The sequence below is a fragment of the Streptomyces murinus genome (assembly GCF_002154555.1).
Lineage (GTDB): Bacteria > Actinomycetota > Actinomycetes > Streptomycetales > Streptomycetaceae > Streptomyces > Streptomyces murinus.
This window is the reverse complement of the sequence record NZ_MUNF01000271.1, coordinates 1-17,692: the sequence shown is the minus strand read 5'-3', so window position 1 is coordinate 17,692 and position 17,692 is coordinate 1. Positions and strand designations below refer to the sequence as shown.

Annotated in this window: 15 protein-coding genes; 5 read left to right on the top strand and 10 right to left on the bottom strand. The window is 73.5% G+C overall.

What is annotated here, in order from left to right; genetic code table 11:
- Both CCN72_RS17780 and CCN72_RS17775 read left to right on the top strand, forming a co-directional pair.
- Window positions 1–1,107: FAD-dependent oxidoreductase (locus CCN72_RS17780; protein ID WP_086808370.1), on the top strand; the 1,107-nt coding region annotated here is incomplete at its 5' end.
- Between the two features lie 124 nt (window positions 1,108–1,231).
- Window positions 1,232–2,485: a M14 family zinc carboxypeptidase gene (locus tag CCN72_RS17775; protein WP_086808368.1), complete on the top strand. Its 1,254-nt coding sequence runs from the start codon at window positions 1,232–1,234 to the stop codon at window positions 2,483–2,485.
- 65 nt (window positions 2,486–2,550) lie between these two features.
- On the opposite strand, the gene CCN72_RS17770 is transcribed toward CCN72_RS17775, so the two are convergent.
- Window positions 2,551–2,958, bottom strand: coding sequence for an SSI family serine proteinase inhibitor (locus tag CCN72_RS17770; protein WP_086808367.1), 408 nt, complete (start codon window positions 2,956–2,958; stop codon window positions 2,551–2,553).
- An 80-nt stretch (window positions 2,959–3,038) separates the two neighbouring features.
- Window positions 3,039–3,599, bottom strand: coding sequence for a DUF1707 and FHA domain-containing protein (locus CCN72_RS17765; protein WP_086808366.1), 561 nt, complete (start codon window positions 3,597–3,599; stop codon window positions 3,039–3,041).
- A 202-nt stretch (window positions 3,600–3,801) separates the two neighbouring features.
- Between CCN72_RS17765 and treZ the strand changes: the two genes are divergently transcribed.
- Window positions 3,802–5,547 (top strand): malto-oligosyltrehalose trehalohydrolase, encoded by a 1,746-nt coding sequence (gene treZ / locus CCN72_RS17760; RefSeq protein WP_086808365.1) that lies wholly within the window; start codon window positions 3,802–3,804, stop codon window positions 5,545–5,547.
- 39 nt (window positions 5,548–5,586) lie between these two features.
- On the opposite strand, the gene CCN72_RS17755 is transcribed toward treZ, so the two are convergent.
- The 5 genes from CCN72_RS17755 to cyc2 all read right to left on the bottom strand — a co-directional run bounded on the left by CCN72_RS17755 (window position 5,587) and on the right by cyc2 (window position 12,835).
- Window positions 5,587–6,519: an aminoglycoside phosphotransferase family protein gene (locus CCN72_RS17755; protein WP_086808364.1), complete on the bottom strand. Its 933-nt coding sequence runs from the start codon at window positions 6,517–6,519 to the stop codon at window positions 5,587–5,589.
- 74 nt (window positions 6,520–6,593) lie between these two features.
- Window positions 6,594–7,721, bottom strand: coding sequence for an aminopeptidase P family protein (locus CCN72_RS17750; RefSeq protein WP_086808363.1), 1,128 nt, complete (start codon window positions 7,719–7,721; stop codon window positions 6,594–6,596).
- Window positions 7,722–7,976: 255 nt separating this feature from the next.
- Window positions 7,977–8,516, bottom strand: a complete 540-nt coding sequence (locus tag CCN72_RS17745) for a PDZ domain-containing protein (protein WP_086808362.1) — start codon at window positions 8,514–8,516, stop codon at window positions 7,977–7,979.
- Window positions 8,517–8,669: 153 nt separating this feature from the next.
- The gene (gene phsA / locus CCN72_RS17740) at window positions 8,670–10,553 is read right to left on the bottom strand and encodes an O-aminophenol oxidase PhsA (protein ID WP_208638033.1); all 1,884 of its coding nucleotides are present in this window, start codon (window positions 10,551–10,553) and stop codon (window positions 8,670–8,672) included.
- A 119-nt stretch (window positions 10,554–10,672) separates the two neighbouring features.
- Window positions 10,673–12,835 (bottom strand): germacradienol/geosmin synthase Cyc2, encoded by a 2,163-nt coding sequence (gene cyc2, locus CCN72_RS17735; protein ID WP_086808361.1) that lies wholly within the window; start codon window positions 12,833–12,835, stop codon window positions 10,673–10,675.
- A 133-nt stretch (window positions 12,836–12,968) separates the two neighbouring features.
- Between cyc2 and CCN72_RS17730 the strand changes: the two genes are divergently transcribed.
- Window positions 12,969–13,751, top strand: a complete 783-nt coding sequence (locus CCN72_RS17730) for an alpha/beta fold hydrolase (protein WP_086808360.1) — start codon at window positions 12,969–12,971, stop codon at window positions 13,749–13,751.
- The gene (locus tag CCN72_RS17725) at window positions 13,748–15,010 is read left to right on the top strand and encodes a cytochrome P450 (RefSeq protein ID WP_086808359.1); all 1,263 of its coding nucleotides are present in this window, start codon (window positions 13,748–13,750) and stop codon (window positions 15,008–15,010) included. The genes CCN72_RS17730 and CCN72_RS17725 overlap by 4 nt, the downstream gene beginning before the upstream one ends.
- Here CCN72_RS17725 and CCN72_RS17720 read toward each other — a convergent pair.
- The 3 genes from CCN72_RS17720 to CCN72_RS17710 form a co-directional block, all read right to left on the bottom strand.
- A complete protein-coding gene (locus tag CCN72_RS17720; RefSeq protein WP_086808358.1) occupies window positions 14,982–16,178 on the bottom strand; it encodes a damage-control phosphatase ARMT1 family protein in 1,197 nt (398 codons plus the stop codon). The two genes, CCN72_RS17725 and CCN72_RS17720, sit on opposite strands and share 29 nt — an antisense overlap.
- Before the next feature lie 22 nt (window positions 16,179–16,200).
- Complete coding sequence (locus CCN72_RS17715) at window positions 16,201–16,845, bottom strand: ScbR family autoregulator-binding transcription factor (RefSeq protein WP_037655450.1); 645 nt, start codon at window positions 16,843–16,845, stop codon at window positions 16,201–16,203.
- Window positions 16,846–17,154: 309 nt separating this feature from the next.
- On the bottom strand, window positions 17,155–17,692 hold a 538-nt coding region (locus CCN72_RS17710), incomplete at its 5' end, for a Tat pathway signal sequence domain protein (protein ID WP_086808357.1).

Here is a 17,692-nt window from a genome sequence, read left to right as displayed (position 1 = left end):
GGGGTGCGGGTGGTGCGGGGCAGCGCGCGGCTCACGGGCGCGCGGACGGTACGGGTGGAGGGCGTACAGGACGCGCCCGGCGTGCGCCGTCTCACCGCGCGCCGTGGCATCGTCCTCGCCACCGGTTCACGCCCCCGCATGCTCCCCGGGCTCGTGCCGGACGGGCGGCGCGTGGTGACGAGCGACGACGCGCTGTTCGCACCCGGGCTGCCGGACTCGGTCCTGGTCCTCGGCGGGGGCGCGATCGGCGTGGAGTACGCCTCCCTGCACCGCTCCCTGGGCGCGGAGGTCACCCTGGTGGAGGCGGCGGAGCGGCTGGTGCCCCTGGAGGACGCCGATGTGAGCCGGCACCTCACCCGGGGGCTGCGGGGGCGCGGCATCGATGTCCAGGTGGGCGCGCGGCTGCTGGACGCGGAGGTGCTGGACGACGGGGTACGGGCCCGGGTGCGCACCGCGCGCGGCGAGACCCGGACGCTGACGGCGCGGCGGCTCCTGGTGGCGGTCGGCCGGGTCCCGGTCACCGAGGGCCTGGACCTGGCCGCGGCCGGCCTCGCGACGGACGCCCGCGGCTTCGTCGTACCGGCCGACCGGGGCCGGCTGGAGACGGCCGCGGAGGGGATCCATGTCGTCGGCGATCTGCTGCCGCCGCCGTCTCTCGGCCTCGCGCACGCCTCCTTCGCCGAAGGGCTGGTCGTCGCCGAGACGCTCGCGGGGCTGCGGCCCACCCCGGTCGACTACACGGCCGTACCCCGGGTGACGTACTCCTCCCCGCAGACCGCCGCCGTCGGGCTCACGGAGGCGGAGGCACGGGCCGGGGGACACGAGGTGGCCGTGCGCGCCATGCCGCTCACCGCGCTGGCGAAGGGAATGGTGCACGGCCGGGGCGGCATGGTGAAGGTGGTCGCCGAGGCCGGTGGCGGGCGGGTGCTCGGGGTGCATCTGGTCGGCCCGCAGGTCTCGGAGCTGATCGCCGAGGCCCAGCTGATCGTCGGCTGGGACGCCGAACCGGCTGACGTGGCCCGGCATGTGCACCCGCATCCCACGCTCTCGGAGGCGATGGGCGAGGTGTTCCTGACGCTCGCGGGACGGGGGCTGCACCAGCGGTGAGCACCGCGAATGCGGTGGCACCGGCTCCGGTTGGCACATGCCGAGGGGGCATCCGGCCGGACGCTTGACAGCCACCGCGCACCGTGCGGGACTGGGAGGGCGAAGCAGGGCGGACGAATCGGGGGTGAGTCTCCTGCCGGAGCTGCGCTATCCCAGCGTTCCCGAACTGGTGGCCTGCGCACGGGCGTTGGCCGCTTCGGAGCCCGGGCTGTGTGCGCTGCGGCAGGTGGGCCGCTCGCGCGCGGGACGACCCCTGCATCTGCTGTCGGTGGGGCACGCACAGCGGTCGGTGCTGGTGGTGGCGGGCGCCCACGCCAACGAACCGACCGGCGGCTCCACTTTGCGGGTGCTGGCACAACGCGTCCTGGCCGAGCGCGAGTTGCGCACCGGCACCTCCTGGCACTTCCTGCTGTGCGCGGACCCGGACGGCGCCGCCCTCCATGTCACCCCGGCCCCGCGCAGCCTGCTCGACTACCACCTCGGCTTCTACCGGCCCACCGGCGCCGAGCAGCCGGAGTGGTCGCCCTCCGTGCTGCCCCCGGACCGGCTGCCGCCCGAGACCCGGACCCTGACCGGGGTGATCGACGAGCTGCGCCCCTACCTCCAGGTGACCCTGCACGGCACCGATCTGGGCGGCAGCTGGGTGCAGTTGACCCGGGACGTGCCGGGTCTCGCGGAGCCGTTCGCCAAGTCGGCGGCGCAGCTGCACATCCCGGTGGAGACGGGCGCCTCGGACGCCGCGGGCTGGCCGGCCTCCGGGCCCGGGGTGCATGTGATGCCGGGGCCCGGGACGGACGCGGCCTACCCGAGCATGCCGGACGACGCCCGGCACAGCACCTGGTACCACGCACACCGCTACGGGGGTCTGACCGCCGTGGTGGAGGTGCCGATGTGGGCCAGTGACCTGGTGGACGACCCGGCGCCGCACCCGGCACCGGCAGCGGCGATGCGGCGGCTGGCCGGGCGGCTGCTGCGGGACTCGCTGGAGGTGGAGCGGGTGCTGGCGGAGGCGCTGCCCCGGCTCGACGGCGCCGACGGGCCGCTGCTGCGGGCCGCGCGCTGGGCGCTGGAGCTGATCCCGGGCCTGGCCGAGGACTGGACCCACACCGCGCCGGCCGCCTCCACGATGGCGTACGTCGGCAGCGTGGACGCGTTCGGGCGGCGGCTGCCGCTGCGGGCGGCCGCGATGCTGCTGCGGGTGCTGCGGGAGAGCGGCGACCGGGCGGCGCCGGACCTCGAACGGCTCGTGGCCACCTGGTCCGACGCCTTCGCCCGGCGCTTCCGGGCCCGCTGGGTGCCCCTGGACCACCAGGTGGAGCACCAGTCGCGCACGGTGCTGCTGGCGGCCCAGCAGGCCCGGGAGCAGGCGTATCCATAGGGCCGTCGGCCGATGCGGCGTGACCTCGCGCCACCGGCCGAAGCGGCGGAGCCTGGCGCCGCCGGTCAGTCGCCGAGGTCGAAGACCGAGCCCGTGCGCGCCCGCAGTTCGCAGGAATTGGTGTACGTCCGCCGGAAGTCGACCGTCCGGCCGTTCCAGCGGCCGCGCGCGGTGGCGGTGACCGGGGAGTAGATCCGCGGGCAGAACACCTTGCGGGCCGGGATGCGGTCGATGTCGCCGCGGGCCGCGGTCAGTTCGGCGCAGGCCTCGGCCGCGTACGGATGGCCATGGGGCGGCAGACAGCGCAGCAGGGCGCTGCGACCGCTGTCGGCCCGGGTGCCCGAGCGGGTGATCGCGAGGTGCAGCCGGTTGCCGTGCGCATGGGGTGCCGCCTGGGCGGGGCCCGCGGCGAGGAGACCGGCGGCGGCCAGGAGCACGCCGGCGGCCGCTGTCGCTCTGGTGAAGTACGTCATGCCCGTTGCATCGGCAGGACGTCCGGCGTTCCGCAGTGCGGGTCACCCGTTCGAACGACCGGGGCGCCGTGGCGACGCGTTCAGCCCAGCGACAGCCGGTACGCCACCCGCCCGAACGCCACCTGATCGCCCTCGCGGACCGCGACCGCGCCGACCACCCGGCGGCCGTTGACGGTGGTCCCGTTGGTGGAGCCGAGATCCCGCAGGATCCACAGCCCGCCCTGCCGGCTGAGTTCGGCGTGCACCCGGGAGACCGTCTCGTGCGTCAGCCGCAGCCCGTTGCCCGGGTCGCGGCCTATCCGCAGCCGGGTGTGGGCCGGTCCCGGCAGCAGCAGCTTGGGCAGCCGCTCGGCCTGCCAGGCGCGGCGCAGTCGTACCGTGAAACCGGAGACGGCCTCGACGGTGCCGAAGATCGCGCGGGAGAAGCGGTTGTCGCGGGGCAGGTCGGCGACGAGGACGGCGAGTTCGTCGGCGTGCCGCGCGGCGAGCGCCAGTTCCATGCGGCGCACGAACGTCTCGTGCGACAGCCGGCCCTTGGCCGCGCCGTCCCGCAGCACCTCCAGCGCCGCCTCCCGCTCCGTGTCGGACAGCCGCGCGGACGCCGGGGCCGGGGCGGTGGGGAACTCGAAGGACGACGTCACGCCTGTGATTGTCGGTCAGTGGGCGGCGGGTGTCCAGAAAGCGGGTGATCCGCGCCCGCCCGCCGGTACTTCCGCGCGGCCCGCCAGGAAACATCGCACGACACCTGGAGGGAAAGGGCCCGATCGAAGGGGAGATCGAGGGCGGGGGCGGGCACGATGGGAGCGCGGGACATCACGGTGAACAGACGAAGGGGAACCGTCCGTGCAGTTCGAGGTGTGGGCACCGCAGGCAGACCGGGTGACGCTCCAGTGCGAGGGCGCCGCACGGGCGTTGGCGCGCGATCCGGAGCGCGCTGGCTGGTGGAAGGGGGAGGCGACGGCGGGTGACGGCGCCCGGTACGGGTTCGCGCTGGACGACGGTCCGGTGCTGCCCGATCCGCGCTCGCGCCGGCAGCCGGACGGTCCCGACGGGCTCAGCGCGGTCGTGGACCAGGAGCGGTACCGGTGGCGGGTGCCGTGGCCGGGGCGGGAGTTGCCGGGCGCGGTGCTCTACGAGCTGCATGTGGGCACGTTCACCCCCGAGGGCACCCTGGACGCGGCGGCGGCCCGGCTCGGTCATCTGGTGGAACTGGGCATCACCCACGTGGAGTTGATGCCGGTCTGCCCGTTCCCCGGGCGGCACGGCTGGGGGTACGACGGGGTGTCGCTGTGGGCGGTGCACGAGCCGTACGGCGGCCCCGAGGCGCTGAAGCGGTTCGTGGACCGGGCGCACGAGCTGGGGCTCGGTGTCGTACTGGACGTCGTGCACAACCACTTGGGGCCCTCCGGCAATCATCTCCCGTTCTTCGGGCCGTACTTCACCGACACGCACACCACTCCGTGGGGCGCGGCGGTGAACCTGGACGCGCCCGGTTCGGACGAGGTGCGCGCCTTTCTCGTCGGCAGCGCGCTCGCCTGGCTGCGGGACTTCCGGCTGGACGGGCTGCGCCTGGACGCGGTGCACGCGCTGTACGACACCCGGGCCACCCATTTCCTGGAGGAGCTGTCGGCGGCCGTCGACCGGCTCGCGGCGGAGGTGGGCCGGCCGCTGTTCCTGATCGCCGAGACCGACCTCAACAACCCGCGCTTCATCACCCCGCGCACGGAGAACGGGCTCGGGCTGCACGCGCAGTGGAACGACGACTTCCACCACGCCCTGCACACCGCGCTGACCGGCGAGTCCCAGGGCTACTACGCGGACTTCGCGCGCGATCCCTTCGCCGCGCTGGCCAAGACGCTGACCGGGGGCTACTTCCACGACGGGACGTACTCCGGTTTCCGGGAGCGGCACCACGGGCGGCCGCTGGACCGCGCGCGGGTCGCCGGGCACCGGCTGCTCGGCTACTCCCAGACCCATGACCAGATCGGCAACCGCGCCCAGGGCGACCGGCTCTCGGCGCACCTCTCGCCCGGTCTGCTGGCGTGCGCGGCGACGCTGGTGCTGACCGCGCCGTTCACCCCGATGCTGTTCATGGGCGAGGAGTGGGCGGCCGGCACGCCCTGGCAGTACTTCGCCGACCACACGGACCCGGGCCTCGCGGAGGCGGTACGGCGCGGGCGGCGCCGGGAGTTCGCGGCGCACGGCTGGGCCGAGGAGGACGTGCCTGACCCGGGGGACCCGGCGACCCGGGAGCGCTCCTGCCTGGACTGGTCGGAGCCCGAACGCGTCGCGCACGCACGGGTGCTGGACTGGTACCGGCGGCTGATCGCGCTGCGCCGCGACCAGCCGGACCTCACCGACCCGGATCTCGCCGACACGAAGGTGGCCTACGACGGGCGGGCCCGCTGGCTGGCCTTCCGGCGGGGCGACGTACGGGTCGCGGTGAACCTGGGCAAGGAGGTGGCCGCCATCCCGCTGGGCTCCCGCCCGGCCCTGGTCCTCGCCGCGTGGGAGCCGGTCGAGCCCCCGGGCGGGGACGGCATGCTCCAGCTGCCCGGGGAGTCGTGCGTGGTGCTCAGCCAGCCCTGAGACGGGAGAAGCGGCTGGGGGAGGCCGCCCTGAGGCCCGTTACGGCTCCTCCCCCGCCGTCTTGAAGTCCGTCACCCGCTCCAGCAGGATCGGCTCCCACGCCCGGCGCAGCTGGGTGCGCAGCAGGGTCGGGTCGCCACAGGTACGGCCGTCGAGGCGGTCCGCGAGGCGCAGCACCGTGTCGCAGCGGGCCAGCCACAGGCCGCGCAGGCAGGGGCGGGCGCCGTACCCGGCGAGGGTGGCGGCGCGGACGGCGGCCGGGGAGCCGACGGCGACGGCGAGCCCCGCGATGTCCTCGGCGGGATCGCCGAGCGCCGCCTCGGTCCAGTCGAGGATGCCGCGCACCCGCCCGTCGGCGCTGACCACCACGTGTTCGCCGGTGAGCCCGTGGTGGGTGAGCACGGCGACACCGGGCTGCGCGGCGAGCTGGGCGGCCCCGGCCGGGGTGAGCTGGTACATCGGCGCGGCGTCGAACTCGTCGGCGGCGGCGAGCAGTTCGGCCGCGTGCACCGCCATCCGGCGCAGCGCCTCCAGGGAGCGCGGGGCGGCGCGCGGCACACCGAGGGACTCGGCCTGCCGTACCGGCACCGCGCGCAACCCGGTGAGCAGCCCGGCGAGATCGGCCTCGCCGGCCGCCGAGACCTCGTGCTCCTCGGCGGTGCCGCCGGGCACCACGGTGTCCAGGGTGCAGGCGAGGCCGGGCGCCCAGTCGGCGTGCGCGACGCTGACCGGCACCGCGACCGGGACGTGCGGGCGGACCAGGGCGCGCAGCCGCAGTTCCCGGCGGCGGCGGGTGGACGCCGCCCGGTCGGGGGCGAGGCGCAGCACCTGGCGGGTGCCGACCCACCAGGTGTACGCATGCCCCTCCCGTACGGGCCGGACGTCGGGTCCGTCGCCCTCGGGGCCTTCCTTGAGCAGCGAACGGACCAGCTGGCGGACGGTGTCCGCGGTGGGGGTCGGTGCCTGGGTCATGGATCGCGCGTTGCCGTTCCGGGTGTCGTCGGGGGTGGTCGCCCCGGGCCCGCGCCGGGCCCGGGTCCGTGCCGTCAGTCCACTGTCACCATCTCGCGTCCGGTGTTGTTGAGGCGGCGGCCGCCGTCCTCGGTCACCGTCACGATGTCCTCGATGCGCACCCCGAACCGGCCGGGCAGATAGATGCCGGGCTCCACCGAGAAGCACATCCCGGGCACCAGCGGCAGCTCCTCGCCCTCGATCATGTACGGCGGCTCGTGCGTGGTGACGCCGATGCCGTGCCCGGTGCGGTGGATGAAGTACTCGCCGTACCCGGCGTCGGTGATCACCTTGCGGGCCGCCCGGTCGACCTCCTGGCAGGCGACGCCCGGCCGCACCGCCTGGTAGCCGGCCTCCTGGGCCTCGCGCACGATGTCATGGACCCGGCGCTCCTCCTCGGTGGGCTCGCCGACGTGCACGGTGCGCGTGGTGTCGGAGCCGTAACCGTCCTTCAGACCGCCGAAGTCGAGGACGACCATGTCGCCGCGCTGGATGACGCGGTCGCCGACCTCGTGGTGCGGGTTGGCGCCGTTGGGGCCGGAGCCGACGATGGTGAAGTCGACCTGGGAGTGGCCGAAGCGGCGCAGCAGCGCGGCGAGGTCCCGGCCGAGGTCGGACTCGCGGCGCCCGGCGAAGGTCACCTTGCGGATCTCCTCGAACGCGGCGTCGGCCGCGGCTCCGGCGGCCGCCAGCAGCTCCACCTCGGCGGCGTCCTTGACCGCGCGCAGCATGGGCAGGGCGTCGGTGAGGGCGGCGTACGAGCTGTCGGGCAGGGTGCGCTGGAGGCCGAGGACGTGCATGCCCCAGGTGTTGTCGCTGATGCCGTAGCGGCCGCGGCCGTCGAGCAGCTCGGCGGTGACGGCGTAGGGGTCCTTGCCGTCGGTCCAGTCGCGCAGGGTGAGCGCCTCGCCCGCCACGGAGTGCTCGGCGTCCGGGGCCTCCAAGGTGGGGACGACGAGGACGGGGTCCTGGCCGGGGGCGAGGACCAGCAGGGTGAGCCGCTCGGTGACGGCGGTGGGGGTGTAGCCGGTCAGCCACACCATGTCCGGTCCCGGCGCCACGAGCAGCCCGGCGAGACCGGCGTCGGCCGCGGCGCGCGCGGCACGCTCCATGCGGGCCTTGTGGTCGGCTGCGCTGAAGGGCGTGGTCGTCGTACCGGTCATCCGGGCCTCCGGGTGGTTCTGGCTGGTCGGGCGGGTGGCAGGGCGCGCGGAAGGCGCCCCGGGCAGCATCCTGCCCGCCCGCACCGGGCCACGCGACCCGATCGGACGATCCCACGTCCACCGGGCCACGCGACCGATCGGCGGATCCCGCGTCCGCCGGGCACGGCAAAGATCCGCGCGGGGCGGGCCACGGGGGTCGGCAGGACGTCCGGCCCCCCGCCATCATGGCCCACCGGCCCCCGGTTTCCGCGTCGCTCAGGTCACCACGCCCGGCACCACCGTCAACTGCTGGAAGCCGCCGCCGCTGTGCCGCACGGTCAGCAGGACCTCGCTGCCGGGGCGGGCGCGGGCGACGGCCCGTGCCAGGTCGGCTGCGGTGTCGACACGGGCGCCGCCGAACTGGAGCAGGACGTCCCCGCGGGCCAGGCCCGCCCGGTAGCCGGGGCCGGGCGTGTGCACGCCCACCACCAGCGCGCCGGGGCTGCCGTAGTCGACGGCCTCCACGCCCAGGGTGGCCCGGGCGCCGCTGTCCCGCACGGCCGCCGCCGCGGCCCGGGGCTGCGCCGCGGTCTCTCCTGCCCCGCCGAGCACGGTGGCGCCGACCGCGCCGATGCCCACGCCGGACAGCACCAGCAGGGTGCCCGCGCAGGCGCCGAGCAGCAGAGTCCGCAGCCGCCGGCGGCGCCGGGTCGCGGCGTGCGGATGGTGGGCGGGGCCGCCGCCCGTGCGCGGGCCGCCGCCCGCCCGGGGACCCCGGCCCGGCAGCGGCCTGGGCCGCAACGCAGTGTGTTCCATGGTTCGTTCGCCTCCGGACGGTCATCTACCCGGCGCACCGGCCCCTGACGAGACACGAACGAGTGAGACTGGCCGGAGGCCGGCGGCGGGTAGTCACTACGGACGCCCCGCGCACCGGCCCCCAGCCCCGGCTCTGGGTCGCTCAGGGTCGGCTCAGCCCATGTGCCCTCCGTGGCCGCCGTCGTGCATCGCGCCGTGGTCGAACTTCATCGCCTCGGCCGGCATCACGACGAACGGGCGCATCATGCCCATGTCCTCGTGCTCCAGCAGATGGCAGTGGTACATGAACCTGCCGTACGCCCCGTCGAAGCGGCCCATGACCCGCAGCAACTGGCCGCCGGGCACCCGGAAGACGTCCTTGTGGCCCTGCTCGTTGGGGGCGAGCGGGATCGCGGTGCCCGCGTCGTGGCGGATCGGGGTGCGGGTGCCGCCGACCGCCGGGTCGAAGCCGGAGACGTCGTAGGCGTCCCGGCCCAGCAGCTGGAAGTCGGCCAGGTGGATGTGCATGGGGTGCACGATGGGCGCGAGGTTGAGGAAGCTCCACTGCTCGTAGCTGCCCTCGCCGATGGTGAATCCGAGCCCGTCGTTGAAGGTCCGCGCGATGCGCCGGTACGTCTTGGTGGCGCCGTCGGGGCCCGTGAGCCGGATGACGCCGTCGGCCGGGAGCACCGGTCCGTCGGTGTCGGTGACCTCGGTCATCTCCCAGATCTCCGGGTGCCCGCCCGCGCCCTTGGTGGCGGGCGGGGTGAGCACGACCAGCCGGTGGCCGTGCGGCAGGTCGTGGGTGAGCCGGCGGAAGGAGCCGGACAGGACCTCGGGCAGCTCGAAGGTGTCGCGCTCGGCGGCCTTACGGACCCGGAACTCCATGACGGCCGGATAGCGCACGTCACCGGCCGGGTCGGGCACGCCCGCCGGCCGGCCCGGGCCCTTGTTGACCAGCCGCAGGGTACGGCCGGCCAGCCGCCGGAAGTCCACCAGCAGGTCGAAGCGCTCGGCGGGCGCCGCGGTCAGGGTGGGCAGTTCCGCGCCGAAGTCCACCGGCACGGGCCGCGGCAGCAGCCCTCCGTCGCTGCCGATCTGGTGCACGATGCCGGGCACCGGGTCGCCGTCCTCGTCGATCAGGACCAGGTCGAAGATGCGCGCGTTCGAGGCGTTGACCAGGCGGAAGCGGTACCAGGCCGAGTCCACCTCGGCGTACGGCCAGATGCGGCCGTTGACCGTGGTGTAGGGCCCGGTGAACGGGATGGTCACCGGCTTGCCGGTCTCCGGGTCGCTCTGCTGTACGACGACCGTCTTGTGCAGCAGCCGCCCGTTGAGCCGCCCGTCCTCGTCGGTGTCGAGATTGCGGTCGGCGAGCAGCAGCGGGATCTCCCGCTCCCCGGACGGCAGATGGAGGGCGTCCTCCTCGTCGTCGCGGACGAGGTAGGTGCCGTAGAGCCCGGACATCACGTTGAAGCGGGTGATGTTCATGGCGTGGTCGTGGTACCACCACTGGGTCGCCTGGTGGTCGTTCGGGTATTCGGACAGCTGGGCGTCGCCGGAGCCGACCGCGTTGTCCGCCCAGCCGTCATTGCCGCCGCCGGTCTGGGCGCCGTGCAGATGGGTCACCGTCCAGGCGGGCAGCGCGGCGACGTCCTTGTCGGGTTCGGCGCCGCCGCGGCCGGGCTCGGTGATGGCGGGCGCGGTGCCGGGCGCGCGGACCGGCACCGCCACCGAGGTCACCGGGTACTCGGCGCCCTTGGGGACGCGGTTGGTCCAGGCGATGCGGATACGGCGGCCGCGCCGCACCTCGATGGTCGGGCCGGGGACATGGCCGTCGTAGCCCCACATCAGGGTGGGCGGCAGCTGCGGGTGCAGCCGCACCCAGGTCGGGCGCAGGGCGATCTCGGTCTCCTGCCGGACGTCGGCCGAGGTCGGCCGCAGCACCGGCGGCACGGTCAACGGCGCGACATACGGCCGCAGTTCGCCCGGCGCCCGCTTCTTCTCCCCAGTGGCGCCGGTGATCCTCTCGACGGCCTTCTCGATGATCTCGGTCAAGCTCGAACACCCCCCGTGTTCTCGCGTGGTGTCGTTCCCCTTGACTGTGAAGACCGCGAAGAGTCCGCCAAAGTTCCCTGAATGCCCTACTCCGTACGAGTAGATTCCGAAACGGCCGATCAGCCCGGAGTGAGCAGCGGTCGCACGGGCGGGCGGTCGGGCAGGAAGCCATGGGCGCGCCGTGACAGCCAGGCGTCCTTGTAACGGTCCACGCTGCGGTGCCAGTTGAGGATTCCCGCGAGCCAGTTCCGCAGGTCGTCGACGTAGCCGTCCACCGCCGCCCGGGCCTGCGGGGACAGCCCGAAGTCCTCGTACAGCACCGGCAGTTCATGGGCGACCACATGTTCGAACTGCCGCATGCGCTGGGTGGTCAGGTCGTGGACGACGCCGAGCGCGGTCGGGTAGTCGACGCCGAAGAAGTTCTGCACGACCAGGACGGCGTTGTGGATCTCGCCCTCGTACTCGATCTCCTTCTGGTACGAGAAGATGTCGTTGAGCAGACAGGCGTAGTCGATGGCGGCGTTCTCCAGGGAACGCACCGGGCCGCTGCGGTAGACCTCCGGCGGGATCGCTGGGCCCCGGCCCATCCGGCACAGGCTCAGGGTGAGGTCGGAGCCGAAGGTGGCGCGGCGCATCTCCAGGTAGTCGACCGGGTCGGGAATGCGGTTCTGGAGCTGGTTGGACAGCTCCCACACCCAGCTCTCGGTCATGGTGTCCACGGCGGCCTTGAGGGTGCGCCGCTGCCCGGTACTCATCGCGGCGGTGGTGCGGGCCCACAGGTCGATCAGGGAGCGTTCCATGGCGTTGCCGGGCACCAGCGGGGGCTCGCCGTCGACGGGCATGCAGGCCGACAGGCGGGCGGTGGTCAGACGGGCGGCGGCCAAGTCCCTGCGGTGGCCGTAGACCAGGGGGTAGTAGTCGTCGCCGTATGTGCCGAAGGCGAGCCACGCGGCGCTGAGGTCGAGGGCCTCGGGGGTGGCGTCGGGGTCGATGCCGGCGGAGCACAGGGCGAGATCGTAGGCGCGCAGCTTGTCCTCGTCCCAGACGCCCTCCTGGAGGATGCCCACCTGGTCGCACCAGACGCGCAGATTGCGGCGGGCGGAGTCGAGGTGGGGGCTGAGCTCCAGGGCGAACGGCATGTGGAACTCGGGCAGGATCGAGGGGCCGACCTTCTGGTGGGGCACATGCGTGTAGGCGCGCAGCCGCTCGTGCGCGGCGGAGGCGAGCAGGGCGCCGATCCGGGCGGCGGAGGTGCCGGGGCCGCTGGGCAGCATCCAGGGCGAGTCGTTTCGCGCGCCCTTGTTCATATAGCGGCTGGAGCGCAGATGCCATTCGTGGCCGCCGCTCTGCCAGTCCTGGAGTCCCTTGGCGTAGGCGGCGATCGCGCCCGTCTCGGCCGGGGTGAGGCGGTGTTCCAGGGCGATCGCGGGCACCTCGGTGAGCGCGGTGTGCTCGAACTGGTGCAGGCGTGAGGTGAGGATGTCGTTGACGGTGTCGGCGGCCTGCTGGGTGGTACAGCCGAAGAAGGTCTCCAGGACGAGCACGCCGTTGCTGTTCTCGCCCTCGTCCTCGACCTCGCGCTGGTAGGAGAACAGGTCGTTGCGCAGATGGACGGCGTCGGCGAAGGTCTCCATGAGCACCCGCAGCGGCCTGGTCCCGGCGACGGAGGCGGGCACCTCGGCGGTCGCGTACTCCACGAGCCCGGCGGACCAGGGCGCGCCGCCCACCTTGCGGCGCATCTCGATGTACTCGACGGGGTTGGCGATCCGCCCCTCGTTGATGTTGGACAGCTCCCACATCGACTCGTTGAGCAGATGCTCGGTGGCCACCGAGAAGCGGCGGCGCCAGTCCACCGACATCGCGGGCACCGTACGCGCCCACAGGTCCTTCAAACCCGCCTCGACGGGGTTCTCCGGCTCGGGCACGGGGATCGCTGGATCGATGGGCATGAACAGCGGGAGCCGGTCGAGGTGGGCCTTGCCGGCGGCGCGGTCCTGGGTCCGCTTGAACATGTCCAGGAAGTGGTCGTCGAAGAAGAACACCCACACGTACCAGTCGGTGATCAGCGAGAGGGCGGCGCCGTCGCAGTCGGGATGGGTGTAGGCGCACAGCAGCCCGTAGTCGTGCGCGTCCAGGTCGGCCTGGTCCCAGATCCCGGAGCCCTCCAGCATGCCCATCTCGCGCGCCCACGCGGTGGAATGGGCGCGGGCCTCGTCGAGGTGCGGATTGAGCCGCGCGGGAAACGGCATGTAGAAGTGCGGGAGTTCGAACGGCTGCGTCATGGCCGGGCCCTACCCGGGGCTCCGAACACCCATCCCACGCGCGGGACATGATCACACCATCGCGTGAACCGGACCCCAGGTGTGCCCCGTCCGCGCCCTTGCCGTGCTCGGGTGCCCGGTCCACGGTAGGCGCATGAACTCCTTCGTGCTGCCCCATGAGGTGCACGGCGACGGCGCCCACCGGGTGTTCGCCGTACACGGCTGGTTCGCCGACCGCTCCGCCTACGCGGCCGTCCTCCCGGACCTGGACCGCACCTCCTTCACCTATGTGCCGGTGGATCTGCGCGGCTACGGGGAGGCCGCGGACGCGCCGGGGCCGTACACGACGGCTCAGGCGGCCGTGGACCTGGTGGCGCTGGCCGACCGGCTCGGCTGGTCCAGGTTCTCGGTGATCGGGCACTCCATGGGCGGCGCGGTGGCCCAGCGGCTGCTCGCGCTCGCCCCCGAGCGGCTGCGCCGGATCGTCGGGGTCTCCCCGGTGCCCGCCGCGGGGATGCCGCTCTCGGGCGAGCAGGGCGCGCTGTTCACGGACGCGGCGCACAAGGCGGGCAACCGGCGCGCGATCATCGACTTCACCACCGGTGGCCGCCGTCCGGCCGCCTGGCTGGACCGGATGGTGTGGACATCGTTCCAGCGCAGCGACGCGAAGGCGTTCCGGGCCTGGCTGGACTCATGGGCGGGCGAGGACTTCCACGCCGAGGTGACCGGCAGCGAGGTGCCCGCGCTGGCCGTGGCGGGCGAACTGGACCCGGCCCTGTCGCCCGACCTGATGCGGGGGACCTGGCTGTCCTGGTACCGGCACGGCGATCTCGTCGCGCTGCCCGGGGCCGGGCACTACGCGATGGACGAGACACCGCTGGAGCTGATCCGGGTGATGGAGGACTTCCTGCGCGCGGACGGGGGCGACCGGGCGTGAGCACCGGAACCACCGGTCCGGTGCCGGACGTCTTCGACCCGCGCCGGTACGCCTGCGGGGTGCCGTACGACGCCTACCGCGTCCTGCGCGACGCGCACCCGGTGGCCTGGCAGGAGGAGCCCGAGGTCCTGGGCTGGCCCGCGGGTCCCGGTTTCTGGGCGGTGACCCGGCACGCGGATGTCGTCCGGGTCCTGAAGGACTCGGCGGTGTACTCCTCGCACCTCGGCGCGACCCAGATCCGGGACCCCGATCCGGAGGACCTGCCGTTCGTGCGGCGCATGATGCTCAATCAGGATCCGCCGCAGCACGGCAGGTTGCGGCGGCTGGTGAGCCGGGCGTTCACCCCGGGGCGGATCGAGCGGTTCGCGGCTCTCGCCCGGGAGCGGGCGCGGACCCTGCTCGCGACGGCACGGGAGCGGGCCGAGCGGGGGGACGGCACGGTCGATCTGGTGGCGGCCGTCACCGACGAGTACGCCCTGCTCAACCTCACCGATCTGCTGGGCGTCCCGGACGGCGACCGCCGGCTGCTGCTGCACTGGACGCGGCGGGTGATCGGCTACCAGGACCCGGACGAGGCCGCTCCCCGGGTCCTCGACGGCTCGGGCAGGCCGCTGAACCCGCGCTCCCCGGCGATGCTGCGGGACATGTTCGGCTACGCGCACGAACTGGCCGCGCACAAGCGCCGGCACCCCGCCGACGACATCATGACGACCCTCGCCACCGACCCCGAACTCACCGGGCCCGAGCTGGAGATGTTCTTCTTCCTGCTCACGGTCGCGGGCAACGACACCGTGCGCAGCGCGGCCCCGGGCGGCCTGCTGGCCCTGGCCGAACACCCGCGGTCGTACGACCTGCTGCGCACCGGCAAGGTTGAACTCGCCCCGGCTGTCGACGAGTTGCTGCGCTGGCATCCGCCCGTGCTGACCTTCCGGCGCACCGCCGCGCAGGACACCGTGCTGGCGGGCCGGCGCATTCCGGCGGGCGACAAGGTCGTGGTCTTCCACGCCTCCGCCAACCGCGACGAGCGGGCCTTCGCCGACCCCGGCCGGCTGGACCTCGCCCGCTCCCCCAACCCGCATGTCTCCTTCGGGGACGGCCCGCATGTCTGCCTGGGCGCCCACTTCGCCCGGCTTCAACTGCGGCTGCTCTACGCGGAGGTGGCGCGCGCCCTGCCCGGACTGCGCCCCGCGGGCCCGGCCGAGCGACTGGTGTCCAACTTCATCAACGGGCTCAAGTCCCTTCCCGTCCAGGTCGGTTGACCTGGATCAGGGCATGTGTGCCGTCCGTGCGCCAGCGCTGCCCCTCCGCCGCCACCAGCCGCGCCTCGGTGGCGGCGGTCAGCCCGGTGATCACCTCGGACTTCAGGGTGCGCAGCGCGGCCACCGGACCGGGGAAGTACGCGGTCGCCGCGGCGAAGGACGTGGTGGGCGGCCAACGCCGATCCCCCACCAGGCGCCGGTAGTTGAGGTCGCCCTTGAAAACGGTGAGGCCGGCGGCGGCGAACTCGGCACGCAGGTCCGGCGGCATCCGCTCGTACGGCAGCGGGGCGCAGAAGAAGGGGTGGGCGCGGACCGTGAGCCGCCCGTCGGCCATGGCGGAGCGGAGCAGCCGTCCCAGCTCACCGGCCGCGCCCGGCGCCGTACGCAGCCGTTCCAGGCCGTCGAGCACATCGGCCATGATCGCGTCCGAGACGTAGTACGGATACGGCTTCACCTGGAGCACCGCCCGCGCGATCCGGCCCCCGGCGAGCAGCTGGGCGATCAGCAGCAGGTCGGGGACGAGTTCACGGCCGGCGTTGTCCGCGACGAGGACCAGGTCGGCTCCGCCGCCGGGCGGCAGCAGCGACCACAGCCGCTCGCTGTCGTCGGCGACGAGCGCGGGGGCCGGCTCCCGGGCCTCGGCACCCTCGGCGGACAGCCGGAACCCCAGGTCGGCGCGGTTGCCCCAGAGCGAGCCGTGCAGCAGGGCGCGGCCCCGCTCGGGCTCCGGAAGGTCCCGCAGGCCGTCGAGGGCGGCGAGTTCCCGGTCGGTCTCCGGCGCGTCCAGTTCCGCGCGCTTGACGGGCCGGAAGGGGTCGATGCCCCGCCAGGGCCCGGGCGTGAAGTAGCCGACGGCTTCGAGGAGTCGGCGGTAGAAGTAGCTCTCGGACCACAGCCACGGCACATCGAACCAGGACTGCCCGGCGTACTCGGCCAGGCCCCACGCGTGCCAGGCCGCGCGGTCCGGGGCGTCGGCGGGCAGGGGTGCCACGGTCCCCTCGGCGCAGCTCTTCAGCAGCTCGTCCAGCGCCCGGTGCTGCCCGGGGCCGTACGGGAAGGCGTCCCGCACCTGGCGGATGATCGCCGGGTGCCGCTCGGCCAGCACACCGTGCGGGAACGAGCCGGGTTCGTTGCCGACAATCACGGATGCGAACGGGGTTTCGGGCATGTCCGTCACCGTACCGCGCGTCTCAGGCGGTTCTGATCTCCCGCTCCAGCTGCGTGGCGAGGGTGACGTAGCGGGGGCGGCGGTGCACCGGGACCAGGCCGCGGATCATCAGGTGCCACATCTCGGCGACCCGGCGCGGCAGGCGTCCCACGGGTTCGAAGCGGCCGGCGACGCGGGTGCCGAAGAAGAAGCAGACGAGCGAGTGGGCGGCGGCGGAGACATCCAGGTCGCCGTGCACATCGGCCTCGCGCACGGCCCCGGTGAACTTGCGGGCGGCGAACTCCAGCCATTCGGTGTAGGGGTGGCGCAGCGGCGGCCGCACGGTGACGTCGGCGGTGGCCAGGCGCAGTCCGGCGCGCGGCACCGGGTCGTCCACGGCGAGCCGGGCGATCCCGAAGGTGGTGCGCATCAGGCCCTCCAGGGAGGAGTAGCCGCGGCCGTCGAGATCGGCCACCAGACGGCGGGCCGCGCGGTTCTCCAGCTCCAGGATCGCGTGCGCCAGATCCTCCTTGGCGGCGAAGTGGAAGTAGAGGGCGCCCTTGGTGACCTTCGCGTGTGCGACGATGTCGCTCAGACTGGTGGACTCGTAGCCGTGTTGGTCGAACAGATCGGCGGCGGCCGTGATGATCGTGGCCCGGGTCTGTTCGGCGCGTAACTGCCTCGCCATGCTGGGACCCCTCCTCGCGAGACGAACGAACGGGACATGCGGTTTGTTTTTGACCCCTTGCATACGATAACTCACCGAATGACAACGGGAGTCCCCATGATCGCCACGATACGAGGCGGACGGCCGGCTCCTCAACGGCGTCTCACCGGAGGGCCGAAAAAGACCAACTGCCTTGCGCTGTAAGGCAGTACGGCTCTCCCGGCGGGACCGCGCACAGCAGGGCGGCGCCGCCGCGATGCCGGAGTGCACCGCGTCGGCGCCGCCTGGGCGCTGCGTTCAGGACGGCCCGAAACGACCGCTCGGGAGACGTCAGTTGACGTAGACCGATGCCCCGCCGTCGGTCACCGGTGCGTACTTGGCACTGAAGTACGCGGTGGAGAAGCAGAGCGAGGACCCGGAGGTCTTGGTGAACTGCTGGTTGGTGAAGGTGATGCTGTTGTCGGCGTTGGCCGTCTTCCCGGCCAGGCTCGGGCCCTGATAGACGCAGGTGACGCTGCCCAGCAGGGTGCTCAGCTTGACCGTGGACTGGATGACGGAGCCGCTCGGGGGCGTGACGGTGAGGGTGCCGGCGGAGGCGGCCGCCGCCGTGTAGGGCAGGTTGTCGATGGTCACGCCGGAGACGCCGAGGACACCGGTGACATTGCTGGTGCAGCCGCTGAAGGTCTGCCCGGTGAGGGACTCGGTGGCGGTGCCCGGCGCGGTCGGGTTGGCGGTGACCTTGGCGGTGAACTGGGAGGTGCCGCACTTCACGCCGCTGGTGCCGGTCGAGCTGGAGTAGAAGGTGGCCGAGGTGCCGCTCGCCAGGGGCGCGGTGAGGGTGTCGCCGACCGCGACGGCGGTGCCGCCG